At 58.5% G+C, this 26,880-nt stretch carries 19 protein-coding genes and 1 pseudogene; 12 read left to right on the forward strand and 8 right to left on the reverse strand.

The window, feature by feature from the left end:
• Positions 1-241 precede the first annotated feature (241 nt).
• Entirely contained in the window at positions 242-1,291 is a 1,050-nt protein-coding gene (locus tag E5J99_RS18800) for an NHL repeat-containing protein (protein WP_167852221.1), read from the forward strand.
• Positions 1,292-1,394: 103 nt separating this feature from the next.
• Here E5J99_RS18800 and E5J99_RS18805 read toward each other — a convergent pair whose 3' ends face one another.
• The 4 genes and pseudogenes from E5J99_RS18805 to E5J99_RS18820 form a co-directional block, all read right to left on the reverse strand.
• Positions 1,395-1,691 (reverse strand): recombinase family protein, encoded by a 297-nt coding sequence (locus E5J99_RS18805; RefSeq protein WP_167852222.1) that lies wholly within the window; start codon positions 1,689-1,691, stop codon positions 1,395-1,397.
• A gap of 286 nt (positions 1,692-1,977) precedes the next feature.
• Positions 1,978-2,553 (reverse strand): IS630 family transposase, encoded by a 576-nt coding sequence (locus E5J99_RS18810; RefSeq protein ID WP_167852223.1) that lies wholly within the window; start codon positions 2,551-2,553, stop codon positions 1,978-1,980.
• A gap of 16 nt (positions 2,554-2,569) precedes the next feature.
• Entirely contained in the window at positions 2,570-2,830 is a 261-nt protein-coding gene (locus tag E5J99_RS18815) for a hypothetical protein (protein WP_210114490.1), read from the reverse strand.
• A gap of 181 nt (positions 2,831-3,011) precedes the next feature.
• Positions 3,012-3,983: pseudogene (locus E5J99_RS18820) on the reverse strand (IS30 family transposase).
• A 789-nt stretch (positions 3,984-4,772) separates the two neighbouring features.
• On the opposite strand from E5J99_RS18820, the gene E5J99_RS18830 reads away from it, so the two are divergent.
• The 9 genes from E5J99_RS18830 (at position 4,773) to E5J99_RS18870 (ending at position 17,375) form a co-directional block, all read left to right on the forward strand.
• Positions 4,773-5,351, forward strand: a complete 579-nt coding sequence (locus E5J99_RS18830; protein WP_135499367.1) for a hypothetical protein — start codon at positions 4,773-4,775, stop codon at positions 5,349-5,351.
• Positions 5,352-5,708: 357 nt separating this feature from the next.
• A complete protein-coding gene (locus E5J99_RS18835; protein WP_135499368.1) occupies positions 5,709-8,540 on the forward strand; it encodes a type I restriction endonuclease subunit R in 2,832 nt (943 codons plus the stop codon).
• 59 nt (positions 8,541-8,599) lie between these two features.
• Positions 8,600-10,096 carry a restriction endonuclease subunit S gene (locus E5J99_RS18840; protein ID WP_135499369.1) on the forward strand — a complete coding sequence of 499 codons (1,497 nt, stop codon included), beginning with the start codon at positions 8,600-8,602 and terminating at the stop codon, positions 10,094-10,096.
• A 182-nt stretch (positions 10,097-10,278) separates the two neighbouring features.
• On the forward strand, positions 10,279-10,731 hold the full coding sequence (gene tnpA / locus E5J99_RS18845; RefSeq protein WP_135499370.1) for an IS200/IS605 family transposase: 453 nt from the start codon (positions 10,279-10,281) through the stop codon (positions 10,729-10,731).
• A gap of 219 nt (positions 10,732-10,950) precedes the next feature.
• Entirely contained in the window at positions 10,951-12,603 is a 1,653-nt protein-coding gene (locus E5J99_RS18850; RefSeq protein ID WP_167852226.1) for an ATP-binding protein, read from the forward strand.
• 141 nt (positions 12,604-12,744) lie between these two features.
• On the forward strand, positions 12,745-14,223 hold the full coding sequence (locus tag E5J99_RS18855) for a class I SAM-dependent DNA methyltransferase (protein ID WP_135499372.1): 1,479 nt from the start codon (positions 12,745-12,747) through the stop codon (positions 14,221-14,223).
• Positions 14,224-14,649: 426 nt separating this feature from the next.
• Complete coding sequence (locus E5J99_RS18860; RefSeq protein ID WP_135499373.1) at positions 14,650-15,408, forward strand: ParA family protein; 759 nt, start codon at positions 14,650-14,652, stop codon at positions 15,406-15,408.
• Positions 15,405-15,752, forward strand: coding sequence for a hypothetical protein (locus E5J99_RS18865; protein WP_135499374.1), 348 nt, complete (start codon positions 15,405-15,407; stop codon positions 15,750-15,752). The genes E5J99_RS18860 and E5J99_RS18865 overlap by 4 nt, the downstream gene beginning before the upstream one ends.
• Before the next feature lie 399 nt (positions 15,753-16,151).
• Positions 16,152-17,375: a replication initiation protein gene (locus E5J99_RS18870; RefSeq protein WP_135499375.1), complete on the forward strand. Its 1,224-nt coding sequence runs from the start codon at positions 16,152-16,154 to the stop codon at positions 17,373-17,375.
• 1,071 nt (positions 17,376-18,446) lie between these two features.
• Here E5J99_RS18870 and E5J99_RS18875 read toward each other — a convergent pair.
• Positions 18,447-21,410, reverse strand: coding sequence for a Tn3 family transposase (locus E5J99_RS18875; RefSeq protein ID WP_135499376.1), 2,964 nt, complete (start codon positions 21,408-21,410; stop codon positions 18,447-18,449).
• Between the two features lie 168 nt (positions 21,411-21,578).
• Between E5J99_RS18875 and E5J99_RS18880 the strand changes: the two genes are divergently transcribed.
• Complete coding sequence (locus tag E5J99_RS18880; protein WP_135499377.1) at positions 21,579-22,187, forward strand: recombinase family protein; 609 nt, start codon at positions 21,579-21,581, stop codon at positions 22,185-22,187.
• A gap of 1 nt (position 22,188) precedes the next feature.
• Complete coding sequence (locus E5J99_RS18885) at positions 22,189-23,058, forward strand: hypothetical protein (RefSeq protein ID WP_135499378.1); 870 nt, start codon at positions 22,189-22,191, stop codon at positions 23,056-23,058.
• Between the two features lie 193 nt (positions 23,059-23,251).
• On the opposite strand, the gene E5J99_RS18890 is transcribed toward E5J99_RS18885, so the two are convergent.
• The 3 genes from E5J99_RS18890 to E5J99_RS18900 all read right to left on the reverse strand — a co-directional run bounded on the left by E5J99_RS18890 (position 23,252) and on the right by E5J99_RS18900 (position 26,761).
• The gene (locus E5J99_RS18890; protein WP_135499379.1) at positions 23,252-24,748 is read right to left on the reverse strand and encodes a T9SS type A sorting domain-containing protein; all 1,497 of its coding nucleotides are present in this window, start codon (positions 24,746-24,748) and stop codon (positions 23,252-23,254) included.
• 198 nt (positions 24,749-24,946) lie between these two features.
• Complete coding sequence (locus E5J99_RS18895) at positions 24,947-25,348, reverse strand: hypothetical protein (protein WP_135499380.1); 402 nt, start codon at positions 25,346-25,348, stop codon at positions 24,947-24,949.
• Between the two features lie 336 nt (positions 25,349-25,684).
• Positions 25,685-26,761 carry an RHS repeat-associated core domain-containing protein gene (locus E5J99_RS18900; protein WP_135499381.1) on the reverse strand — a complete coding sequence of 359 codons (1,077 nt, stop codon included), beginning with the start codon at positions 26,759-26,761 and terminating at the stop codon, positions 25,685-25,687.
• Between the last annotated feature and the right edge of the window lie 119 nt (positions 26,762-26,880).

Raw genomic sequence — 26,880 nt, forward strand, 5'->3', positions numbered from 1 at the left:
CAAACAGGCCCTCTCTCAGGCTATCGACTGCATTACCAGCCGGGACGCCCGGAACTGGTTTGACCACTGCGGCTATCACACACAAGCCGGCAAACGATAAGGATACATGGTTCACGAATCTGCTATATAGCATATAGGCAAGATTATAATGCGATTTTGTGTGCTGAAACTCGTCTTTTCACTCTCTTTAGTTTATTGCAATTACTCACTATATTTGTTGGATTAAACCTTGGTCATTTTTATGAAGAAAAATGTTATTTTGTCTAGTATCGCCTTCGCATTCATTCTTCTGTCCTGCTCAAAAGAAGAGACAGGTTCTGTAGCGCCTGATCTACCAGACATTGCCAAAGAGTATATAGTCGCTACCTATGCAGGCACTGGTAATCAGGGGTTTAAAGACGGAGCGGCGATAAACGCTCAATTTGGTTATGCTGCGGGGCTTGCCTTGGATGCACAGGGCAACTTATATGTAGCAGATGAGGAGAACCATCGTATCCGTAAGATTAGTCCTGACGGTCTAGTTACTACCCTGGCCGGCAGTGGGGTAGCAGGCTTTGCTGATGGAGTTGGTATTACTGCGCAATTCAACAAGCCAAAAGCAGTAGCGCTGGATCAGCAAAGGAATGTATACGTTGCTGATAAAGAGAATCGTAGTATTCGTAAGATTACACCGATCGGAGTGGTTAGTACTTTAGCCGGTAGCCCAAGCACTACGCAATTTTCGCGTCCCCTGGGGGTTGCTGTCGACGGTCAAAACACAGTCTATGTAGCAGACTATAATTATACAGGGGGTATCAAGGATCATCGCATTTTAAAAGTAAGCCCTCAGGGACAAGTGAGTACTTTGGCAGGAGGAGCCAGCATGAGAGACTTTTCGCAACCCCAGGGCTTGGTTGTGAATAGTCAGGGAACAGTCTATGTAGCCGATCCTGTCAGCAACTACATCTTTAAGATTAGTGCTGCCGGGGCCGTTAGCGTCGTAGCTGGTGCTGGTAAGCGCGGCTATGTAGATGCCACCGGGGATAAAGCGCAGTTTGATTATTGCTCAGATATTGCTCTCGATGCTCAAGGTATATTATATGTAGCGGATGCCCTCAATAATCGTATCCGTCGGGTCTCCGCTAAAGGGGTGGTCACTACCATAGCAGGAAATGGTACGAGTGGCCACGTGGAAGGACCCGGTGCTGCAGCAAGATTCCATTCACCTACGAATGTGACCATAGATTCCCAGGGTAATTTATATGTTACTGATTATAACAATTTCCGCATCCGCAAGCTGACTGTCAAATAACCCTGCTTTTTAATCTGTGTAACTGGAACGGTGGGCAGTGAGGAGGAGAAATGCGGCTAAAACGGGCGAAAATGATTCACTAAACTTGTTTGGCAATCAATGTTTAGAAAATGGGGAGAGAGTGAACAGGATTATGCTTTAAAAGGCGCAGGACTGTAGTTTTGTGAAACTCCTTGCCCCGGCGCGTGCGGTAGCCGTGGGCATTGAGTTCGGCCGCGATGGCAGTCAGCGTGAGCCCGTCGCGCCGCAGCAGCGTAGCCAGCCGGCGGGCCTGCTTGTTGGGTACTGCCTCCTGCGCGTTGCGCTGCACCACCGCCCGGCCTAGAGCCCGCGATTCATGGGTGAAGTTCTCGGGCTTGCCGAGGGTAAAGCCCCGGGCTCTCTTATAGCGGTTTCGCAAACCGTAGACACCCGATGTAGAGACGCGTATTCGCGTCTCGTCGTTGAACGAAACCGGGCAGGCGGCACGAACGATGAGACGCGAATACGCGTCTCTATATCAGCCGGGTTCCACCGTTCACGAAACCGCTATAACACTGAATATTTGGTGTTGCCCCAATTTGCGTTTGTCCTCGTATTAGAGCAGTTTAATAAACCGTGAACATGGTCGTCAAGTATCAATTGGGTGTAATTCAAAACTTCGCTTGGGGCTGCTATAGCGGATTCGTGAACGGTTCGTCCAGTGGTTAAGCAGGCTGGGTGTGGTAGCCGCAGTGGTCGAACCAGTTCCTCGCATTCTGGCTGGTAATCCAGTCAATGGCCTGCTGCAGCGCCTCTTTCAGCGCGTCATAGGAGCGGGCTGCGCCGGTGTGCAGCTTGGTTTTGAGCTTGCTCCAGGCCTGTTCGACGGGCGTGAAGTCGGGTGAGTAGGGCGGCAGGAACACGACGTCCACGCCCCGCTTGGCCAGCCACGCGCGCAGGCCCGTGAGGTGATGCACGGGCAGGTTGTCGAGCACCAGCACGTCGCCTGGGCGCAGCGTGGGGGCCAGGCAGTAGGCCACGTAGAAGGCAAAGCTACGCTGGTTGAGCGCCCCCTTTAGCAGCTGCACCGCGCCCAGTCCCTGCACCGACAAGGCCCCGATCAGCGTCAGCGACGGGCCCCGGCGCCGGGGCACGGCCCCGCCTACGCGTTGCCCGCCCACGGCCCGGGCGTGGGTGCGGGCATAGTCCAGGCGCAGGCCCGTCTCGTCCAGGAAGTGGAAGCGGCTCACGTCGGGGCGGGAGCAGACCTGTTCGACGTGCTGCTGACGGGCCGCCCGCACCCGGTCGGTGTCGCGTTCAGTGGCGTGGAGGCTTTTTTTTTCGCCGCAGGTGCTGTTCGTGCAGCGCCTGCCAGAGGCAGGTCTGGCCCACGGGCCGCCCGCCTTGGGCCTGCCAGGCCTGGTTGAGCTCGGCCAGCGTCGCATCCGCGTGCTGGCCTACGCAGGCCACCAGCCAGGCCACGGGCGGCCGCGTCCAGGTAGCGGGCCCGCCCGCCCGTGGCCGGCTTGGGGGCCAGTGAGCCGGTGGCGGCCTGCTGGCGCAGCAGGTCTTTGACAAACGAGCAGCTCACGCCAACGTGCCGCGCCACGGCTGCTTTCCGGGCGCCCGGCTCCTGGCACGCCGCCGCTACCCGGGTGCGTAAATCAAGCGAATACGGTCTCATCTTACAGAATACTCTACCCCACGATTTTTACAGGTATTTGATAGCGAGCAACTTGCCTGATAAGCCAGCGCAGGTTCACGTTTGAAATGCAACAAATTGGGTTGAAAAGAGGGATTTCAGGCGTTCATTGGGAGTGGCATAGTTCAATTTCTTTCTGGGCCGGTCGTTGATGCGCTCCTGGTAGGTTAGTATCTGTTGGGGGCTCATCTGGGAAAAGTCTTGCTTTCTGGGCAGGTACTGGCGGATGAGTTTATTGTTGTGCTCGTTGGCTCCCCGTTCCCAGGCATGGTAGGGGTGGGCAAAGTAGAAAGACGTTTTTAACGCTTTGGCGATGCGCTCATAGTCGGCGAACTCAGTGCCGTTATCCGACGTGAGCGTGTGGACGGGCAAGTCGCTTTGGCTTAGGCTGTCAATAACCGCCTGACGGGTCTGGGCAGCGGATTTATCGTCTACCCGCTGCATGAGCAGATAGTTGCTGCTGCGTTCGGTTATCGTCACCAGGACGCCTTTTTGCTGGGGACCCAGCACCGTGTCGAGTTCCCAGTCGCCGAAACGGCTCTTTTCCGCGACCACCGCCGGCCGCTGGTCGATACTGGGTTTAGCCGCCCGGCGGGCTGCTTTGCCCCGCCCATCGGGTTTTCCATAGCGTTTGCGATAGGGGCGATTGGCATGGCGTAAGTCTTTGTACAACTGGCCGCCCTGCCGCTGGTCGCGCCAGATGTGGGCCTAAATGGCCGCCCGGCTGAGCATGGGCTGCCCCTGCTGCTGGCAGCGGCCTTTTATCTGGTCGGGCGACCACTGCTGGGCCAGGCCTTCGGTAATAGTGGCCGTGAGGGCCGGTGTCATTTTCAGGGCATTGGCTCTTTTGCGTTGGGCTGCCCGTTTGTGGGCCGTCTGCGGCTGGTAGGCGTGGCGGGTGGGGCCATTACGGGCCAGCTCGCGCGTGACGACCGAGCGGTCTTTGCCGATTCTACGGGCAATCTCGGCGGGCTTGAGATGGCGCAGGCTCCCAATTTGATATCTTTGGCTAAGGGTTAGGTGGGGCATGGGGCAACAGTTTGGCGATTGTGGCAAACATACCACCTTGTCCGGAATCAGCGGGGAGGTGACTCCCCGCTGACGTTCTGGGTAATGTGCTATTTTTGGCCACAGATACATTTGTTGCATTTCATTTTAGAATCTAAGGTCGACCAGTATTGGAGAGCATCAAAAAGATTGGGGCAGTCGGGTTGAACGGCTATCGGTAGCAGGCCGCCAGCAGTGGTCAAAAATCCAGTGAGCGCGACTGCCCTACGCTTTTTGATGCTCTCCATCCTGGGATTAGACACCTAGGCTCTGTTTCTAACCATTTGCTTACTCAGTTCGAACCCTATTGATGCCCTATTGAGGGCTAAATTAGCTCTCAATAGGGCATCAATAGGGTTCGAACTGAGTAAGCAAATGGCAAAAACCTGCTTTTTCACCTTTTTTCCAGTGTAAAAGGGGCTAAATAGGACCTCTGGGGGAACAGAAAGCAATAGATGCAGCTGGAATAGTAGGAGAACAACGAGGGAAAAGGACAATTTTCAATCAACTTTGATTACGTTTGATTGAAAATCGTCCTTTTGCTCCTTGGGTGCTATGACCTACCATAAACGTCCGCTGCAAATGCGCAAATGCATGCATTGTGCTGCCAAGTTCGAAACCAACCATAAAAGCCGGATCTACTGCTCTCAATCGTGCAATACCCTGGCATGGCGGGCGCGGCAGCCGGTGGCTGAGCGGGGGATGCCCGCTGAGGTAGGCGTGGGGGAAACCGCGCTAGCGCTGTCCGCTCAGAATGTCGGGATCTTAGCCATGGGCTCCGCGATTGGCACGGCGGCCGTGCAAGGCGGGGCGTACCTGTGGCAGCAGGTAACTCAAGGCGGGTCGGAGGTGGATTTGCTGCGGGCGGAAGTGCGGCAGCTGCGCCACGAACTCCAGGCGGCCCAGGCCCTGCCGCCTCCGCAGGGGGTGCTGGCTTTGCTGCCCGAAGCGCTGCGGACCGCCACCAGCCCCCAGGGTATGCTGCGGCTCGGGGCAAACCAGGCGGTGCCGGTCGTGCGGGTGGTCTATCAGGGACAGGTGCTCTACCACAATGCCAGCCAGCAGCTGCTGGTGTGGGAGCCGCGGCCCGGTGCGTTTCAGCGCATCACCACCGCGCAGCAACTCACGCAGTTGGCCCGGCAACCTGCTCGCCAGGCGAAGCCGGCGGCCCCGGCTCCCAAGGTCGGGCTCCCCCCAACGGGGCGTGCGCACGAGCTTCTGCCCCCCGTAGCCGCTCGCGTCCTGCCGGCGCCGGTTTGGGACACCGCGGCCGACCAAGCCTTTGATGCCGCCGTGTTGGCCATCTTTGCGCAGCCTGAATCCGGGGCCTCCGAACAGACCAGTGCTTAGCCGGAAACCAACAGGCTCTTTTGTCGGGAGCTACCCGTTGCGCAGCCCCGGGGGAGGACCATCCGTGTGGTGCTGACAGTGCAGAGCAGGGAGTGCGACGGCGGCTGGTCCTGCCGCAGCTGGGCTGGGCTAGGCTGGTCGTAGGCGGGGAAGCCCGCATCAGCGAAGAAAGTAAGGGGCGGCGGTGAACAACTACTTCGGCTCCGGTGACTACCCGAACGGTGGTCGTACCCCCCCCCTTTCCGTTCCTGCTTTAGGGAAACCCTTATGGCTAACGCATAAGCTTTAAAAATCTTCCCCAAGCGGTACCATAGGGGAGGAATAGCGTAATTTGTTGCCCTCCTTATCCCTATAGCTATGCTCACCCCCGAACAGCACGCCCGCCAGCTCATTGATGCGCAACTAGCCGCGGCCGGCTGGCTGGTGCAGGACTACAAGCACCTGAACCTGGGCGCGGGCCCCGGCATTGCCGTGCGCGAGTACCCCACGGCCTCCGGCCCGGCCGACTATGCCCTACTGACTGACCGCAAGCTGGTGGGCATCGTGGAAGCCAAGAAGGAAGGCACTTCCCTCACGGCCGTGGCCGAGCAGACGGCGCGCTACCAGGCCAGCGCCACCAAGCACGCCCAGCGCGTGGCTGAGCAGCTGCCCTTCGGCTACGAGGCCAACGGGCAGGAAATTCGCTTTGCCGATGCCCGCGACCCGGAGCCGCGCTCGCGGCCGGTGTTCGGCTTTCACCGGCCCGAGACGCTGCGGGACTGGACCCGGCAGATTGGCACGCTGCGGGCGCGGCTGCGTAACCTGCCCGCCGTGACCACCGCCGGGCTGCGTGATTGCCAGATTGAGGCCCTGCGCAACCTGGATGTGAGCTTGAAGGACGACCGGCCGCGGGCGCTGATTCAGATGGCGACCGGCTCGGGCAAGACGTTTACGGCGGTGTCGTTCATCTACCGGCTCATCAAGTTTGCGGGGGCGAAGCGGGTGCTGTTTCTGGTGGACCGGGGGAATTTGGGGCGGCAGACCTTGCAGGAGTTTCAGCAGTACACCGCCCCGGATGACGGGCGCAAGTTCACGGAGCTCTACAACGTGCAGCACCTGACCAGCAACCAGCTGGATACGGTGAGCAAGGTGACGATTACCACCATTCAGCGGCTGTACTCGATGCTGCGGGGCGAGGCGGAATTTGATGTGGGCAACGAGGAGCGGTCGGGGTTTGAGCTGAACGGCGACGCACCGCAGCGGCCCCGCGAGGTGGCTTACAACCCGGCCGTACCGCCCGAGGGCTACGACTTCGTGGTGATTGACGAGTGCCACCGCTCCATCTACAACGTGTGGCAGCAGGTGCTGGAGTACTTCGATGCCCACCTCATTGGCCTCACGGCCACGCCGGCCAAGCAAACCTTCGGCTTCTTCAACCAGAACCTGGTGATGGAGTACAGCCACGAGCGCGCCGTGGTGGACGGCGTGAACGTGGGCTCCGACGTGTTCCGCATCCAGACCGAGATAACCGAGCGCGGCAGCCGCGTGGAAAAGGGCAGCACCATCAAGCGGATGGAGCGCCAGACCCGCAAGCGCCGCTGGGAAACGCTCGACGACGACCTCGTGTACGCCGGCACCCAGCTCGACCGCTCGGTGACGGCCCCCGACCAGATTCGGACGGTGCTGGCCGAGTGGAAGGCCCGCCTGTTTACGGAGCTGTTTCCGGGCCGCAGCATCGTGCCCAAAACCCTGATTTTTGCCAAAAGCGACCACCACGCCGACGAGATTGTGGAGCTGGTGCGTGAGCTGTTTGGCAAGGGCAACGACTTCTGTAAGAAGATTACCTACGGGGCCGAGGAAAACGCCGATACCCTCATCCGCAAGTTCCGCAACGAGTACAACCCCCGCGTGGCCGTGACGGTGGACATGATTTCGACCGGCACCGACATCAAGCCCCTGGAGTGCCTCGTGTTCCTGCGCGACGTGCGCAGTCGGGTGTATTTCGACCAGATGAAGGGGCGCGGCACCCGCGTCATCGCCCCCTCCGACCTGGAGGCCGTGACCAGCGACGCCCGCGCCAAAACCCGCTTCGTTATCGTGGATGCCGTGGGCGTGACCGACTCGGCCAAGAAGGACACCGAAAGCGTGGAGCGCCAGCCCGGCGGCCTGGGCTTCGAGAAGCTGCTGCACGCCGTGGCCCTGGGCAACCACGACCCCGCCCAACTGCGCAGCCTGGCCACCCGCCTGGCCCGCCTCGACCGCCAGCTCACGCCCGACGACCGCGCCGCCGTGCTCGCCCACACCCAAGGGGCGGCCACCGTGCAGCAGCTCGCCGCCCGCCTCTACGACGCCGTGGACCCCGTGCGCCAGGAAGCCGAAGCCCTGCGCCTGGCTACCGCCGAGGCCCAGACAGCCGGCCAGCCCGCCCCCGGCGAACCCGGCAGCGCCCTCGCCGAGCCCACCGACGCCCACTGGCAGCAGGCCACGCAGGCCCTCACCGAACGGGCGGTGCACCTCTTCGACGACCCGACCCTGCGCATGCTGCTCACCAAGGTACACGCCCAGCACGACCTCGTGATTGACCTCGTGAGCAAGGACCAGGTGCTACGCGCCGGCTTCGAAAGCCAGACCTCGCCCGAGGCCGCGCGGGAGGCCCTGGCCCAGGCGCGCATCGACAAATTCCAGGCCTTCATCGCGGCGCACAAGGACGAAATCACGGCCCTGCAGCTGCTGCACAACCAGCCCTACGCCCGCCGGGCCGTCACGTTTGCCCAGATTCGGGAGCTGGCCCTGGCCCTGCGCCTCGACAATCCCCAGCTCACCCCCGAACACCTCTGGGAAGCCTACGAGCAGCTCGAACGGGCGCGGGTGCGCGGGGCCGGCCCCCGCACCCTGCTCACCAACCTCATCAGCCTGGTGCGCTTCGCCCTGCACCAGACCGAGACGCTCACCGCCTACCCCCTCACGGTGGCGGAGCGGTTTGGGGCCTGGCTCACCCGGCAGCAGCAGGCCGGCCGCAGCTTCAGCCCCGAGCAGCAGCACTGGCTGGGCCTGATGCGCGACAAGGTGGCCACCTCCCTGAGCGTGGAGGCCGAAGACTTCACCCTGCCGCCCTTCATCGACCTGGGCGGCTACGGCCGCGCCCGCCAGGTGTTCGGGGCCGATTTGCAGACCATTGTGGATGAACTGAACGAGGCGTTGGCGGCGTAGCTTATTATTTCACTTTCAAAAAATAGGCTACGCTCTCCCAAGCCGGCCAATATCACCGAATGAACGAAGAACAGGAACTGCCGCAGGGCTGGGTTTTGAGTAACATTGGCGAGTTACTCGTCAACCGTGACGGAGAAAGGAGGCCCATAAATAGTGATGAGCGAGCCAAAAGAAAAGGAGAATTCGACTACTATGGAGCGTCGGGCATCATTGATAAAATCGACGGCTACTTATTTGATGAACCTCTTTTATTGATTGGTGAGGATGGAGCAAACCTGTTAAGCAGAAGCACTCCTATAGCCTTTATTGCATCGGGCAAGTATTGGGTAAATAATCATGCCCACGTTTTGGGCGCACACGACTTCATAACTATTCAATTTGCCAAGAACTACATAAACTCGATTGATTTAGCACCCTACGTTACAGGAACAGCTCAACCAAAACTCAATCAGGCAAACCTGAATAAAATCGAAATTCCGGTTCCGCCCCTGCCCGAGCAGCGCCGCATCGTGGCGAAGCTGGAGGAGCTGTTCAGCCGGCTCGATGCGGGCGTGGCGGCCGTGCGCCGCACCCAGGCCCTGCTGAAACGCTACCGCCAATCGGTGCTGCACGCGGCCGTGACCGGCGAGCTCACCCGCGCCTGGCGCGAAGCTCACCCCGCCCCCACCGAAACCGGGGCCGCCCTGCTCACCCGCATCCGCACCGAGCGCCGGGCGCAGTGGGAATCCGCCCAATCGGCCAAGCGCGGCGGGCAACTCCCGCTGAGCGATGCCTGGAAATCGAAATATGTGGCACCTGCAGCCCCCGAAATATCTGGATTACCGGAGTTGCCTGAAAACTGGTCTTGGGCCACATTTGAAGAAATAAGTGAGCGTGTAACCGTCGGGTTCGTTGGCTCGATGAAGGATGAATATGTAGAAGAAGGTGTTCCTTTTTTACGCTCGCAAAACGTCCGAGAGAATAAGTACAGCTCTTTGGGCCTGAAATATATTTCGCCGGCCTTCGACGAAAGCATAAGTAAGTCCAGGCTGGAACCGGGTGATGTTGTTGTAGTTCGCTCCGGCAGCGTCGGAACCGCTTGCGTTATTCCTGATACACTTCTGGCAGCTAACTGCTCAGATTTGGTGATAGTGAAGCAGCCTAAGGTGCTGCCTGAATACTGCGCTTATTACATGAACTCCGTTGCAAAAGCGCGGGTGAATGCGCAAAAGGTTGGCGTTGCTTTGATACACTTTAATACGCAGGCGCAGGCCGCCATGCCTTTATCCATTCCGCCTGTCGAAGAGCAAGCCGAAATCGTAGCCGAAGTAGAGCGCCGCCTCACCGTGCTCGATGTCCTGAGCCAGACCCTCACCGCCGAGCTGAAACGCGCCGAGCGCCTGCGCCAGAGCCTGCTGCACCGGGCCTTCACCGGCCGCCTCGTGCCCCAGGATGCCACCGACGAGCCGGCCGCCGCCCTGCTGGCCCGGTTGCAGGCCGAAACGGCCGCCGCGCCGGCCAAGGGCAAGGCCGGGCGCGGGCGCAAGGCGGCGGGTGGCCAAACCGCGCTATTCTAAAGATGCGCCGCAGCGCGGTGCCCCGTTTGTAGCCAATTCGCGCCAGTTGGACGATGCGCCGCGTAGCGGTGCCCGATGCCTTCCGGGCACCGCTACGCGGCGCTTTCGTTCTACCTGTCTTTTTTCTACAAACGGGGCACCGCGCTGCGGCGCTACTTTCACGGTATACATGACATCTGCTTATGCCGAATACGTACACCCAGCTTTACATCCAGCTAGTCTTTGCCGTGAAAGGACGTGAGTGCCAGGTAACGGAGGGCGTGCGCGAACGGCTGCAACAGTACCTCTGCGGCATTGCCAGTCAGCGCCAGCACAAGCCGCTGGCCATTTACTGCATGCCCGACCACCTGCACCTGCTCGTCGGTCTGAACCCCGACCAATCCATTGCCGACCTCGTGCGCGACCTCAAAAGCATTTCCAGCACCTGGTTAAATACGGAGCGGCTGCTTCCTGACAAATTTCAATGGCAAACCGGCTACGGCGCCTTTTCCTATGCCCGTTCACAACTCGATGCTGTTGTCAACTACATTCTTACCCAGCCCGAACACCATCATAAAACCGCGTTTCAGGAAGAGTACAAGCAATTTTTGGTGAAATTTGGCATCGAATACGATGAGCGGTACTTATTCGAATAACGTCCGATGTGCCGCATAGCGGTACCCGGTTTGTAGCAACATTGCGCCGATTGGCTGATGCGCCGCGTAGCGGTGCCCGAAACCATCCGGGCACCGCTACGCGGCGCGGACGTTCTAATCTTCCATTTTTCTACAAACGGGGCACCGCTACGCGGCGCACTATTTTTCTACAAACGGGGCACTGCTACGCGGCGCATCTTGCCAACGACACCAACAGGCATGCACGAAACCCACATTTTCGAAAAGAAGAGCTACCGTAAGGCCTTCGGCCCCACGGCCGACCTGAGCGACCTGGCCAAAACCTGCGTGTGCCTGGCCAACGCCCAGGGCGGCACACTGCTCATCGGCATCGAAGACCGGGACGAGCACCCGCCGGCCGGCCAGCAGCTCGACGCGGCCGAGGTGAATGCGATGCTGAAGAAGCTCAGCACCCGCGCCGTGAACGTGAGCCTGGCGGCCCCGGAGGTCGTATCTGCCCCCAACGGCGGGCAGTACCTGCGGCTGGTGGTGAGCCCCTCGCTGCACGTAGTGGCCACCACATCGGACGGCCGCACCTACGCCCGCCTCAGCGACCAGTGCCAGCCCGTGAGCGGCGAAGACCTGCGCCGGCTGGTGGTCGAAAAGTCGGGCCTGCAATGGGAAATCCGCCCCGTGCCCGACGTGCAGTGGGCCGATTTGGCGGCCGACGAAATCCGCTACTTCGTGGACCGGGTGCGCGCGGCCGGCAAAGCCAGCCCCTTCGTGCTGGCCAAATCCGATGCCGAGCTGCTGGACTACTTCCGGCTGGTGGATGCCCACGGCACGGCCACCCACCTGGGCGTGCTCTGGCTGGGCACCTCTTCCCAGCGCGCCCGCCTGAGCTACGGCCTGCTGGTGCAGTACGTGGTGTATAACCAGCTGGAGGAGAAGGTGCGCAAGGAAACCTGGTTCGACCACCGCCTCAACCCCGCCCGGCTGCTGGAAGACGTGCTGGCCCAGGCCGTGGAGCTGCATTATTCGCACGAAATCCCGTGGGGCACCACCCGCCGCCTGGTGCCGCACTACCCGCCCGCCGTGCTGCGCGAGCTGCTGGTGAATGCCTTCGCCCACCGCGTGTACACCACGGCCACCGACGTGTTCATTCAGGCCTACCCCGACCGGGTGGAAATCACCAGTCCCGGCGGGCTGCCGCTGGGCGTCACGCCCACCACCATCCTGCACGAGCGCATGCGGCGCAACCCGCACCTGGCCCTCACCTTCGAGGCCACCGGCCTGATGGAAGGTGAAGGCTCGGGCTACGACCTGATTTACCAGCAACTCAGCCGCGAAGCCAAGCCCCTGCCCGACGTGGACGACACCGGCACCAGCCTGCGCGTGACCCTGCGCGCCCAGCGTCCCGACCCGGACACCCTGCGCCTGCTCGACTACCTGAGCGCCCACTACACCTTCAGCCAGAAAGAAACCATCGTGCTGGGCCTGTTGGCGCAGCACCGCCGCCTGAGTGCCACGGCGCTCAGCCAGGCGCTGCAGCTGCGGCAGGAGGAACGCACCCGCTCCTGGATTGGCCGCTTGGTTGAGTGGAACATCGTGCAAACCCAGGGCACCCGCAAAGGCACCGAATATGTGCTTAATCCCGAAGTATTCGCGGCGGCCGACCTGCAAGTGAAACCCACGCTCAAAACCATCGAGCCCCACCATCTACGCGCTTTACTGACGGAAGACCTGCGGGCCTACCCGGACAGCTCACTGGCCGAGATTCACAAGCGGCTGGGCGAAGAATTGCCGTTGCCGGTAGTACAAAGAGCTATTTACAAACTGGTGGCAGATGGGTTGGTAAATGCCACTGGCGCTAACCGAAACCGCCGCTACGCCCTGGTGGCTAAAAAAAAATAAACGTCGAATAAATCGCTAACAAACCAAAACAGAAACATCGTTTGCAGCCCGTAGAAGCCATTTTTGCTGTTTCATGCGTGAAAACAAACGAGAATAACCAAGAACAAGCGGGAATAAAAAACCCCCAGTAACGTCCCCATCATGCGCCAACCTACCCTCAATGCCACCGCCCAATCCCTTGTTCAACGCGTGTGGGGCTACGCCACCGTACTGCGCGACGACGGCGTGGGCTACGGCGACTACGTGGAGCAAATCACCTACCTGCTGTTCCTGAAAATGGCCGACGAGCAGGCCGGCGCGCCCAACGCCCCCGCCGTGCCCGAGGGGAAAGACTGGGCCAGCCTGCGGCCCCTCGAAGGCGACGCGCTGGAGGTGCAGTACCGCCACCTGCTCACCGACCTGGGCAAGGAGCCCGGCATGCTGGGCGTCATCTTCAAAAAGGCCCAGAACAAGATTCAGAACCCCGCCCGCCTCAAGCACCTGCTGGCCCTGATTGACCGCGAAAACTGGTCGGGCCTGGGCTTTGATGTGAAGGGCGAGATTTACGAAGGCCTGCTGCAAAAGAACGCCGAGGACGTGAAGGGCGGCGCGGGCCAGTACTTCACGCCGCGCCCGCTCATCCAGGCCATCGTGGAAGCCGTGGCCCCCACGCCGGGCCAGACCATCTGCGACCCGGCCTGCGGCACCGCCGGCTTCCTGCTGGTGGCCCGCGACTACCTCGTGGATACCTACGGGGCCGAAATGGACCGCGAGCAGCTCAAGTTTCTGCGCGACCACACCTTCCACGGCACCGACATCGTGGACTCCGTCGTGCGCCTGGCCGCCATGAACCTCTACCTGCACGGCGTGGGCTCGACCGAAAGCCCGGTAAAGAACCAGGACTCCCTTCTCTCCGACTCCGGCGACCGGTACGACTTCATCCTGGCCAACCCGCCCTTCGGCAAGAAGAGCAGCATCACGGTGATGAGCGAGGAAGGCCAGACCAGCAAGGACATGCTCAGCTACGAGCGCACCGACTTCGTGGCCACCACCAGCAACAAGCAGCTCAACTTTGTCCAGCACATCTACACCATCCTCAAGGTGGGCGGCACTGCCGCCGTGGTGCTACCCGACAACGTGCTCTTCGAGGGCGGGGCCGGCGAAACCATCCGCCGCAAGCTGCTGCAGGACTGCAACGTGCACACGCTGCTACGCCTGCCCACCGGCATTTTCTACGCCCAGGGCGTGAAGGCCAACGTCATCTTCTTCGAGAAGCGCGCCGCCGCCGAGCAGGCCCAAACCAAGGACCTGTGGGTATACGACCTGCGCACCAACCAGCACTTCACCCCCAAGGGCAACCCGCTCACCCTGGCCCACCTGCAGGACTTCATCACGTGTTACGGCCAGCCCGGCCAACGCGCCCAGCGCCAGGAGACCGAACAGTTTCACCGCTACGACCTGGCCCAGCTCCTGGCCCGCGACAAAGTTAACCTCGACATCTTCTGGCTCAAAGACGATGCCCTGGAAGACAGCGCCACCCTCCCCGCCCCCGACGTGCTGGCCCTCGAAATCACCGAGAACCTGCAAGCAGCCCTGGCGCAGTTCGCCAGCATTGCCGAGGAGCTGGAGGTAGAGGCTTGAGAACGCCTGCTTCTGTTCCATTTCACATCCCTAACCAGAGAGCGAAGCTGTCTAGAAAGTCGCCAGAATCAATCAGAACACCATGCTCGATCTGGCGTCCGCGCAGCCGAAGTACCTCTACCACTTCATTGACCAGCTCCTGCGAAGCGATACAGAGGCCACGGCTGCGCGGACGCCAGATCGAGCATGATGTTCTTTTGAGTTCTTAAACAGCTTCTTACACACAAACTTTTTGAAGGTCTCTTGCAGAAGTTAAGTTAGCCACAGCCAGGTGGGTACGCTCTCCAGTGGTTATAAAGTGTGGGGGCTGCACAGGTAGCAGCACTGTAGTAGCATTCTCAGCATACTGAGAATATTTAGTATTCCGGATACGCTAGGAATATTGTGTAAACCGGGTATATTTGTCAGGCAACCAACCATCACCTCATGCGAATACTCACCTTTGCCAACCACAAGGGGGGCGTGGGCAAAACGACTAGCACACTGGCCGTTGCTCAGCAGCTCGCCCACCGGGGCCATCGGGTGCTCCTGGTCGATTGCGACCCCCAACACAACTTGACTATGAGTTTCGCCTCGACTCCAGTCTTCCACTTGGGCCACGTGATCCGCCAGGACAAGACGCTCCGGGAAATCCTGACCCCAGTGGGGGAGGGTGTAACATTGGCCGGCTCTGCTCTGGAGCTCACCCAACTGGAAAAGGTGTTAGGCCAGCAGCCCGCCTACCAATTCTTTCTGCGAACCGCTCTGGCCGACGTTCAGGATCACTTCGACTACTGCCTGATCGATACCCCTCCGGCCCTTACCAGCCTAACGTATGGCGCCTTGGTTGCCTCGGAAGCAGTTTTTATCCCCATCCAGCCCGAGTACTACGGCTACGAAGGACTGAACACGTTGCTGGAAGCCTGTCGGGTAATGGCAGCCCACTTCAACCCCAAGCTTAAGGTGGGCGGTCTGTTCCTGACCAAATACTCCCCGGCCTACCGGCTGGCTATGCACCACGACGTGGTGGAAATTATGCGGGAAAACCCTGTGATCGGGCCTTTGATGATGGAAACTAACATCCGCCAGAACGGCAAGCTGGCCGAAGCTCAGATCGAAAAGCAGGACTTGTACGCCTACGCCCCTAACAGCCCTGGAGCACAGGACTATGGACGACTCACCACCGAAATCCTCGCCCGACTATGAGCACCCCCAAGAAACGTTTCGGCGCCAACCTCTCCATGCCTCTAGCCCCAGCACCGACCCCGGACCAGCTAATGTTCCCGGAAGCCCTGACCGTTCTACCCGCCGAGGCCGCCCCGACGGAAAAGAATGTGGACCCCGATGCCTGGGTGCCATTTGGCTCTTACGTGCACCGGTCTACCTACCTGCAGCTCAAGCAAGCCGAGTTTTGGGAGCCAGGCTTCGAAATCCGCGAGTTCGTGGAGGCCGCCCTACAGCAGGCCCTTGCCCAAATGCCGGCGGCACAAAAAGAGCTTCCGACTAATATACTTGAGAAATTACGCAAGACTAACCGGAAACTAGGGTAAAGCCTAGTATATATTAGTATAAAACTATATTTAACTTTTTATACTTATTATTATTTTTTTTTGCCCCGTAAGGGGCAGTCTATGCCAGGGCTTTCGTTTTGTACTGTGTCCAGGGTGCAACAAGAATGCCCTTTCCAAGAAACTCCTACTAGCTAGTTTATTTACTTATAAATATTATTAGTATTACAGGCTTCGTATGTAATTGACAATCAGTAACTGAAGAGGATAGGGTGCAACAAGAATGCCCTGAGGGTGCAACAAGAATGCCCTGACTATAACAGGGTGCAACAAGAATGCCCCCTATCTATAGTAGACTGGTTGCCAATGTATTGAGGTTATAATACCACCACTTTGGCGTTAGGGTGCAACAAGAATGCCCTGGCTCCTACCCCCGTTCCTATGGACAACAACGCCCGAATCGTCGCCCAACACAACGCGTTAATCAATGCCCGCTTTAGCTTCGAGCCGCTCCAGATGCGATTGTTTCTGTCGTTGCTGGCCCGAATCGAATACGAGGACTCGGACTTTAAGGAACACGTTATTCCGATCCGCGAAATCTTCTTTCAGCCAGAAGGCGGGTCGGCCTACCACCAGATCGATGTAATGTGTAAAAAGCTGAGCACGTTCGCTATCTACATCGAAAAGCTGGAGCCAGGTACCCGGAAGCGGAGTAAGAAACCCCACTTTGAGTACATCCCGTTGCTAGCTAAAGCCGAGTATCGGGGAGACAATGGGGGAGTGGTGGCCATCTTCAACCCACTGATTATGCCCTACCTGTTGCAGTTGCGTCAGTCGGGCAACTTTACCACCGCAACGCTGGCGGAACTACGCAAACTGAAAAGCCCTTACGCGCTCCGTATCTATTGGTTACTGAAGGAGTACGCGACCTTCGGCGAACGGACGATGACCCTGCAGCAGCTCCGTTTTATTCTGGATATCGCGGAGAACGAGTACCCGCGCTTTTCTTCGTTTAAAGCCCGGGTCCTTGATAAGGCCAAACGGGAGTTGGCTACCACTGATATGCCCTTCAACTTTGAAACTGAGCGCCGGAACCAGATTGTCCAGCGAATTAAATTTTTGATCGAGCATCCTGAGAAAGTTGAGAATTCTGAGATGATTAAAGATGTCGAACTTACTGAGCAAACTGAGCATCTCGAGAATATCGAATCAACATACTGGCAGCAGAAGCTCCTGGATGCCGGCGTAAGTAAGCGCTCCTTAGAGCAGATTGCCCAACAGCTCGCCGCCAGGGAGTATACCTTGGACTACGTGGAGTTCGTGCTGAACCGGATTACGAAGCAGAAAGCTCTAGGTAAGGTGAAACGGGCCGCCGGGGCCATATATAAGGCGCTGGCCGAAAAGTATCTATTGGCCGAGTTCTTGGAAGCCCAGACGAAACCCGTCTCGAAGCGCGCAGCCAAAGCCCAGGCGCCGACGCCAGAAGTCGTCGTCCGACTGGCTGAGGTACAGGAAATGTTCGCGAACCCGGGGCCATTCTTGAAAAAGATTCTAATCGAGGAAACCTTCGAAGAGCACGTGCAGCGTTTGTACTTGGTCGAAGGGTTCCAACTGGAAACCCGGGGTGGAGAAGACTGGCTAGTAAAGGGGGTAGCGCAAGAGTAAGACCAGAAATTCCCGTTAGGGCAGTAGCACCGAATTTTTGCCGGACAAGCTGTCTCAAAATAGGGTGTTGTTAAACAAATAGGAGAGCATCAAAAAGTGTGGGGCAGTCGGATCAATCAGCTATTAGCCAAGGCGAGTATCCTTGGTGGACGATGCCGATGCTAAACTACACAGTCGCTACTGCCCCACACTTTTTGATGCTCTCCGCTTCTACAACGACACTACAACGGGGAGGGACGCCTGCTTCCTGCCCCGATACAAGAGGCGCGTTGTAACGGCTTAGAAGAAAGGATTTATAGGGTCAAACATCCCTATGTACCGACCTTCAACGGGACAGGGTTTGTACATAGTATTATTTCTAGCCAAGAGAAGCCATCCGCAAGGCGTATTAAGCTGGTTTTTTTCTGTAGGCACCCCTGCGCCGGCTTGTCGCGCCCGAAAGATTCCGCCAGAAGGGCTTTCCAGGGTTTACCAGGGCTTCCCAGGGTTTGCTGCCCCCCTGAGAAGTACTGGCCCTACCTCCCAGGGCTAAACGCTTGTGGCCGTTTGTGAACGCTTGTGAGGGTTTACAAATGCGTTTGGCCGTTTCTGACTGCTTCTGCCTGGGTAGGTGGTGCCAGCTTTAGGGGTGGGAGCGTTTACTACCGCTATCTTAGGGTATGTGCTCTCTCCCACCCCGCTTTTGCGCCGCTCTTATTGGGACGCACAATAGCCGGAACAGAAAGGATCGGTAGGGGGAAATGGTGTGGGTACGTCGTCTCAGAAAACGGCCAACTACTCAGTGTGGGGCGCGCCACGATTTAATGCTCCCTTGTCCTGCGGCAGGTGCCTACCGGCAACCAGACCGCGTGATTAAGCCTTTGGGACGAATCTTGCCGACCTGTTGGTCTCGCGTCACCCTCTGCCATGAGTGCACGAACAGCAGGTCGAGTCGTTGTAGCAGCTGTTAGCGATCGAGCGTGCCGCGCATACGGCAGATCTTGGCCACCGCGGGCTTCGCGGCCGCCGGCAGCCACAGCTTTCAGTCGAAGACTATAGAGCATGGGGTTGCGTTAGTAACTGGACAAAGAATTACGGTAAGGGCCTCAGCGGTCGCAAGCCATTGACCAGCACGTGGGCTGGCAGCTGGAAAGAATAGCGGCCCAAGCGGTTCAAATGGGCAAAACGAGCCGGCGAGAGCTGGGCCAGGTGCTCGGGCAACGCCGGTGGCCCCGCCGCTTGCTGGCGTTGTAAGGCTAGCTGGGCGTAGACCGTGTTCCAGACGACGACCACGTTGGTGACCACGTTGAGGCAGCGCACGACTTCCTGCTGGGCCTCTTCCTGCTTCTGACGCAGCACCCCATCACCCCCAAACCAGAGCCAGCTGCGCAGTGCGTGCAGCTGCTCGCCTTTATTGAGTTGGGCGTGGATGCGCCGGCGCAGGGCCTGCGAGTGTAGGTAGCGCAGGATGAAGGCCGTTTTGACCAGCCGGCCGTACTCCTGCAGCAGGTGCGTGAGGTGGTGCTGGCGGGGATAGGCCTGTAACTTACTGATGAGCAGCGAGGCGCTCACCCAGCCCGTTTTCAGCGAGCCGGCTACCCGCAAGAGGTCGTCCCAGTGCTGGCGCACATACTCAGGATTGAAATGGGCCGTGAATTTGAGGGAGGGATAACTCAGTTCGCGGCCCTTGATGCGGCACAGGCGCTGATTGGCCAGGTCGCGCAGGCGGGGCGAGAACTGCAGGCCCAGTAAATCGAAGAGGGCAAACACGATATCCGTGTAGCCGTGCGTGTCGGTGGTGTGCTCGAGCAGCGGCAGTTCCGTCTCGTTGCCCAGCACCTCGTCCAGCACATAGGTCGCATCGCGCGTGGTGGAGGAAATGGCCCGGCTGCCGAACTGGGCGTACTGGTCGGCCGTGTGGGTATAAAAGGTCAGGCCCTGTCCGTAGCCAAAGTAGCGGGGAATGGCGCGGGCATTGCGAATCTTGCCGCTGACGGGAAAGCGCTGGCCGTCGGAGGACGAGAGCGTGCCCCCGCCCCAGTGCCGGGCCAGCCACTGGCGGTGTTGGTGGTTGACCAGGCGGGTGGTGGCGCGCTTGAGGGTGTCTTCGCGCAAGTAGTTGGCCGCCACCCAGCACAGGGACTGGTAGTCGAGCCCCGTGCTCTGGGCCATTTCGCGCAGGGAGATGTGGCAGGCGTTGGCTAGCAGGGCCGCGTAGAGCAGGGCCTGGTGCTCCGGGGAGCGGGGCGTGGTCTGGTCGAGGCCGGTCAGCTCGGCCGAGAAGCCCGTCCACTGGTCGACTTCCACCAGCACTTCCGTCAACTCGGCTCGCGGTAGCGAGGCGGTCAGCAGTGCCCGCAACTGCTCGACTTCGGGGCTCAGCTCCTCGGCGCGCAACGGGGTCACGACCAACTCCCCGTCCTCGTCGAGGCGGATGTCCTGGCCTTGCGCGAGCAAGTGCTCCAGCAGCGGCAACTGCGCTTCGACTTCCTGCAAGCGCTCATCCAGGCGATGGGCGCTCCCGAGTTGCGTCAGCAAGTCTGGGCGCTGGCGGGCCCATTCAGCGGGGGAGAGCAGGTAGGTATCGAGCGAGGCGTACTTGCGCGAGGCGTTCACCACCACGTCGCCCGCCCGCAGCCGTTCGCGCAGCGTGGCGAACACGCACAGCCCGTAGCGGGGACGGTGGGCGTGGCCAGCTTGGTCGAAAACGAATGCGCGCCAACTGGTTGGGATAAAGGCCGTGGCGGCGTCCTCGGGCAGTTTACGCCGCTGCCCCGTGTGCAGCTGACCGACCAGGGCAAGGGCATCGGCGAAGTCGTCCTCCGCAAAAGCCTGCGCAAACGCGACCTGTTGCAAGAGGCTACCCAGCACCGTGTTCAATCGGGCGGCCACCGGCAGCAGGTACTCCAGGTACGAGTGCCGCGCTGGGCGGGCGAAGTCCGCCACAGCGGTGAGCGCAGCTTGCAGCTGCTCGCGGGGCACCTGGGCGTAAATCTGTTCCCGCAGCGCTTCGTCGGGCACGTGCTCCTCGTCCATGACCAGGCCCACGGCCTGCCCCAGCGTGCGCAACGCGTGGTCTTTGGCCCGCGCGTGCGCCAATTGGTCGTCCTGCAGCGCCCGGCGGGCGCGGGCCACGGCGTGCTCCCAGTGCTCGTCCACCATTTTCAGCACCGTATCGGTCAGGTCGCGGTAGACCTCGCGGCACGCGGCGACCAGCAACGGATGGCGCTTGGCCGGCGCGAAGCGCTGGAGCACCTGGTTGGTTTTGTTGCGGGCGGTGTGGGCCAGCCGCTTCTGGCGGTTGGGGTGCAGCGTGTCCACTTGCCAACCGGGCACGCCGAGCTGCTCTAGGTAGGCCAGCTTGCCCAGCGTCTGCTGGATACTGGTCGCCGAGCTGCTGGTCGGGGGCTGGTGCAGCCAGGTATGCCGGCACAGACCCAGCGCAGGGTCGACTACCAACAGCGCATCGAGTTGGGCAACGACTTCGGGGGTCAGCAGCAACAGCAACCGGCGGTAGGTTTCGGCTTGGGTGCGCTCGGCCAGGGCCCCGACCAGCCGCTCCAGCTCTACGATGCCAGGCCGCAGGATACCGTGCTGGCGCAGGTGGCCCAGGGCCAGCGTGAGCAGCAGGCGCTCGTTGTCGTGCTCCAGGGCGCGCTCCACCAACCACGCTTCCAGCCACGGGGCATCCAGCACAGGTTGCCAGCGGCGGACCTGCAAATGAGTCAGCAGCACCCGCAGGTGCTCCGTCAGCGTGGCCTCGCGCTCACCGTAGGCCTGGAACAGCACTGGGTCGAGGTCCAGTTGCCGGGCCACGAACTGCACCAGGCCATCGGGCACCTGCCGGTACCACTCCGGCGGCACGTACCCCAACAGGCGCAGCACGCCCAGCTGAATCGCGAAGCCGAGGCGGTTGCTGCTTCGGCGCTGCTGTGCGACCAGCTGCTGGTCGGCGGGGGTGAGCCAGCAACTGGCTTGCAGGTCTTCCTCGCGCAGGTCGGCGGGCAGGGTCTGGTAGCGCTGGCGCTCCAGGGCAGTCAGGAAGTCGGCGGGCATGCGTAGAAGGGAGTGGTAAACAAACGCCCCTTTTCCGGTACAACCCCGACGCCCGCAAAAACAGGCGTTCCAGCGAGGGAATTACGGTACCCGAAACTGGTTCCGGCAATCAAGATACCGTAAATTCGTGTTTCGCCTCTTTCCGGTACCAGTTACCTCCTTTTTGCCATGAAGAAACTCGGCTACGCCCGCGTCAGCACGCAAGAGCAGGTGCTCGACCTGCAACTCGACGCCCTGCGCCAGGCGGGCTGCGACGATGTCTACACCGATACCGTTTCGGGGGTGAAGGCCCACAAGCCGAACTGGGAGAAACTGCTGGCGTACGCCCGCACGGGCGACACGGTCGTTATCTGGCGGCTCGACCGACTGGGCCGCTCGACCAAACACCTGATTGAAGTCGTCGAAGACCTGAGCCGCCGCGGGCTGCACCTGATTTCGCTGCAGGACCCCATCGATACGACCTCGCCCGGTGGACAGCTCGTGTTTCAGATTTTCTGCGCCCTGGCCGAGCACGAGCGCAACGTGCTCGTGCAACGCACCCGCGCCGGCCTGCAAGCCGCCCGTGCGCGGGGCCGCCAGGGCGGACGGCCCCCGGGTCTGGCTCCGCGCTACCAGAAAATCGCGCCCGCGGTCAAGGAACTCTACGAGGCCGGCCAGCAATCCACGCGTCAGCTCATGGCCTACTTCCAGATTGGCTCCCGCCGCACGCTCTATAAAATCCTGCGCTTCGCCGGCTGCCCGATTAACGAGAAGCCCGCGCCCCTCAACGCCAAGTAATATGAAGAGCCCTTCAAAGCCCGTCCTGGCCGCGGCGCTGCACCGCTACAACGACACGCCGCAGCCGGACTTCTGCGGCTTGAGCCCGGCGCAGATGCACCCGCTGCTCTACCAACCACTGGGACCGGCCAGCGTAGTGCAGCTGCGCGCCAACGTACCGGACGAGGTGCTGAACCAGGTGCCGTTTTTGCGGCTGACGGAGGCTTTTCTGCAGCTGTTGCAGCGCGAAACGCCCCTGCGCCTGACACCGTTGGGGGCGTTGCCGCGCAAGTACCTGCGCGAACTCTACGCGCACGGCTTCCTCCGAGAGGAAGGACTGGAAACGGGCTTGTTTACCCTGAGCCGGGAAATCGATTCGCTGGCCATCACCACCCTGCACCAGACCACCCGGCTGGCGGGCCTGGCCCGCCTGGTGCGGGGCCAGTTGCTGCTGACCAAAAAAGGTACCCAGCTGCTCGACCCCGCTCACCGCCCGGCCCTCTGGGCGCTCGTGCTGGACACCTTTACCAACCGCTTCCTGTGGGCCTCGCACGACGGCTACCCCTCGCAGACGGTGGGACAGACCGGCTGGGCGTATTCAGTCTACCTGCTCGCCCGCTTCGGCCAGCAGCCGCACCCGGTGTCCTTTTACGCCGCGCACTACCAGCGGGCGTTTCCGTTCGTGCTGGCCGAGTTCACCGACCCGGTCTATCGGACGCCGTTGGAACAACTCACCCACTGCTACGGGGTGCGCACGTTTGAGCGGGGGCTCAACTGGTTTGGCTTACTCGGCCCGGAGCCTCAGGCCTCGGTGCTATACCAACCGGACCAACCGCTGAGCGCTTCCCCGTTGCTCGCCCAGCTCTTTGACGTGCAGCAGGCACCTGTCTAGCCACTGTTTGCCGATTTTAACTACGACCAGAGGCCGTCGACAAGTCCTTACCGTAATTCTTTGTCCAATTACTAACGCAACCCCAGCATCAAAAAGTGTAGGATAGTCAGGTTAAGGGGCTACAGGCAGGAGGGCTCGGTCAGTGGTCAAGATCTCAGTGACCACGACTGCCCCCGCACTTTTTGATGCCCTGTTACTGCAGCACCAAGCGGCGGGCGGTGCTGCTGCCCGCATTTTCCAGCCGCAGAATATAGATACCCCGAGGCAAGTCTTCTACAGCCATCGTACTTAGTGGTGATGCCTCCTGCTGGCGCACCACCCGGCCCAGTGCATCATATAAGGTAGCCGTCATTGGGCCAGTCATGTCAGCGGGGCGTCCAATGGTTACGCTTGTGGCGGCCGGATTCGGATATACCGCCACTCGGCTCAGCTTCGGCACCTGGGTCGACAAGGGGTCCGCGCTCATGTTGCGGAAGATGCGCACGGTTTGGTCGCCCGAGCAGCCCACCAGCAGCTCCGGGTAGTCGTCGTAGTCCAGGCCAGCAACCAGCATGGTAGTCGGGTTTATGCCTACGGGCAGCAGCAGCGGGGTCTGGGGGTAGCGCGCACTTGTCCCTTGCTGCGTATGCACAAACAAGTTGACCTGATTGTCGGCCGTGAGCACCAGCATCTCGGGGTAGCTGTCGTTGTTCAGGTCAGCAAAAAGCACTTGGCGGGGAGTGGCCGATACTGCATACACAGAAGGGGACACAAACTCGCCCACGCCATTATTGACGAAAACAATGATGTTGTTGCTGGCTTCATTGGCAATAGCCATTTCGGGGCGGAAGTCCCGGTTGAGGTCCGCCGTAGCCAGACTTATGGGGTCTACTCCGCCAGTGGCCAGTGAGGTCCGTCGATTCGTGAAAGACCAGTTGGCCTCCTGTGACCCCGTCTCGGTGAGGCGCACGACCACCTGGTCGCTGGAGGGCTGGGAACTGAACTGCACCGGCCCCGTGGCTACCATATCCTGCAGACCATCGCCATCAAAATCACCCACGGACATCGATGTGGGCGAGAAGTTGTAGGTCGCCCCCGTGCTGGGGATTTCGATGCTACTCATGCGGGTGGTCGATTTTTTGAGGAACTGACCATTGCCCTGGTGGGAAAGGTACCCCACGTACGGGTCGTTGGGAATATTGTGGGTGTAGGCCACATCGATGCCGACTTGCCGGTCGAAGTAGCCGGCGATGAGCAGCGGGCTCGTGGTGGGGCGGTTACCGAAAACCTGCGTGGGTAGGGCCGTGAAGGTGCCTGTCGTATTTTCGTTGTTGCGCAGCAGCGTCAGCAAATTGCTCGGGCCGCTGACCACCATCAGATCATCGACTTGCAGAGCGCTGGTGCTGGTAGCACCCACTAGTGGCACGATGACGACGCTGCTGGGCGCTTGCCCGGCAGGATAAACTGCTGCTGGCGTACTACCAAAGGAGCCAGCAGCAGTTTGCAGATAGACGGCCACATCATTGCGCCCCCGCTCCACGACGACTAGGTCCAAATAGGCGTCCCGGTTGAGCGAGCCGACGGCTAGGCTGCTGGGGGCGGAGCCTGCAGCCAACTGCAAAGAGGGCGCGGGCTGTAGGTTGACCGGACGAATGATTTGGGCTGAAGCCAATGTAGCTGGAGTCAGTAAGCAGAGTAGTAGTTTTTTCATGAAAAAAAATGTCAGTCCTAAAACAACGCTTTGTAGTTGCGAAAAAATATTAGCTGCAATATATGAAATTGATGTTAAGGTATTTAAGGTTTGGCAATAAATGGCCTTCGGAAAGAAAATTTATCATTCAAAATTCCACATCAGGATCAATAAAAAAATTTCGCCACAATGATTATACGAGTGGCAATTCAATTCCTATCAAGAGTCATATAACGCCCATTCTACTTGGCTAAAACAGTAAAATGACAAAACCATACTAACGATTATTCCTATTACAAATAATGCAGCCAATAAATTGCCTTTCTTGTTGTTATAATTTGGATTATCTTCAAATTCTTTAACTATATTTTTCCATTTTTGATCATGTAAAAAAAAACGATAGTTAATAATGACTACAGTAAAAGCTGTAATAGATATGTTTACGTCTGAGAATACTAAATTAATGTCATTTTTGGTTATTATAATCCACCATATCATAAAATCAATGCAAATCATTATGCCAAGTGCATTTATTGCTATCAGTGCCTTGATGTGTTCCCATCCCTCTTCATTTATTGCCTTAAATATGCAATAAATTTTATAGAAGAGGAATTTATACATGTTAGCCAAGCTCATGATTTTTGCTTAAAAGTGTATTATCAAAACCAAAAAATCAGTTTTTTCAACGATAAAAAGTTGCAGTGCTATTCTGAATTCATTCTTTATCAATTAGCAGGAGTAGATAATTTTATAATTTATTTGTTTACATATAAGAAGCATGTTACACACGTCTTTATTGAAATTGGAGCAAGGTTCCAATAAACTAGGCATAAACAATAGTGTTAAATATACAAAGCATGTGTCTTGATTCATTGAATAACCTCAGCAAAGATATGAAAAGCGTCATAATGCTCCTTGTGATGCATAATCCGTTCTTTAAATAATCGTATAATAACATCATTCTCTGTATATATTAAAACTATTTCCCAGAATATCTCTGTTATGTTGCTGTATCCTAGCATTATTTTCAAGGGCACCGTGCATCCCACCAGGGTAGAAAGTATCTATAAAGAAATACCCTGCTCCGCCTATAGCACCGGGAATACCTGCAGCTATTCCAGATAAACCGTAGACAAGATTAAAAGATGCTTTTGCAGGGTGAACAGCATTAATATCTGTTGCACCATTTCTGTAGTAATTTAGTACTCCTTTGGCATCTAATAAGGATCCAATTATTAGGGTAACAAACCCTCCAATTTTTCCAACGCTCTTCAAGCTTGTTTTGGGGATATTTACAATCCTACTTTGTAGTCTGTAATACCTGTAGCTTTGCGCTGACCCAGAATAAACATTAGGCGATAATGTAATATTGCCATCCATTTCTCCCACAATACTAGTTGCCACTCCTATTCCACCATTAAGCGTTGATGCAGGACTTAGCCATCCATTTCCATTTGTATGTGGTTCACCGTATACCCACACTTTGACAACAACAACATGAAATTCTCCGCTTCCAACTGAAATGTCCTTCCCCAATGCATCCACGCCTTTTCTAACCTTGGCCTCACATATCTTAAGCCTGTTTTCGTAATGCCCCATTATCATTCCCCCGTAGCCCGTATTTACCCCGGTACTGCCTTGCTGATACATCATATGTCCTAAGGCTGATCCAGTCCATTCACCGCCGCCGCCGCCATCAAAAACGCGCATATTCACATAACGACCGTACATAAAGGCAGAGTCTTCAAGGTGACTGGGCTCTGCGCCAGTGGGGTCATTAAAATTTATGGGATCGTTGAAAGCGAAACTGTAAGGACTATGATCGGCATATTTATCCGCTAGCGGATCGATGCCTTGAAAGCGTCCCGTAGTCGGATCGTAAGTACGAAAAAAAGTGCTGTAAACTCCCCCCTCACCGAGCAATTCATCCTGAAGCTCAGATCCACCGTTATAAAGTTCCTTGCTGGTCTGCTCAGCAGGCAATGTATTGACAGCTACGCCTGCCAATGCAAGTCCGAAAGGATAGGGGTGCAACCCAAATTGTCGCTGCGTATTCGTAACTTAGGTCATGACTACAGCCCCCTCCACCGCCATGAGTAAGGCCGAATACCTAGCGTTGGCCGAGCAAAAATACACCGAGTTGCAGGCCCTTG

It is taken from the genome of Hymenobacter elongatus, from assembly GCF_004745955.1.
Lineage (GTDB): Bacteria > Bacteroidota > Bacteroidia > Cytophagales > Hymenobacteraceae > Hymenobacter > Hymenobacter elongatus.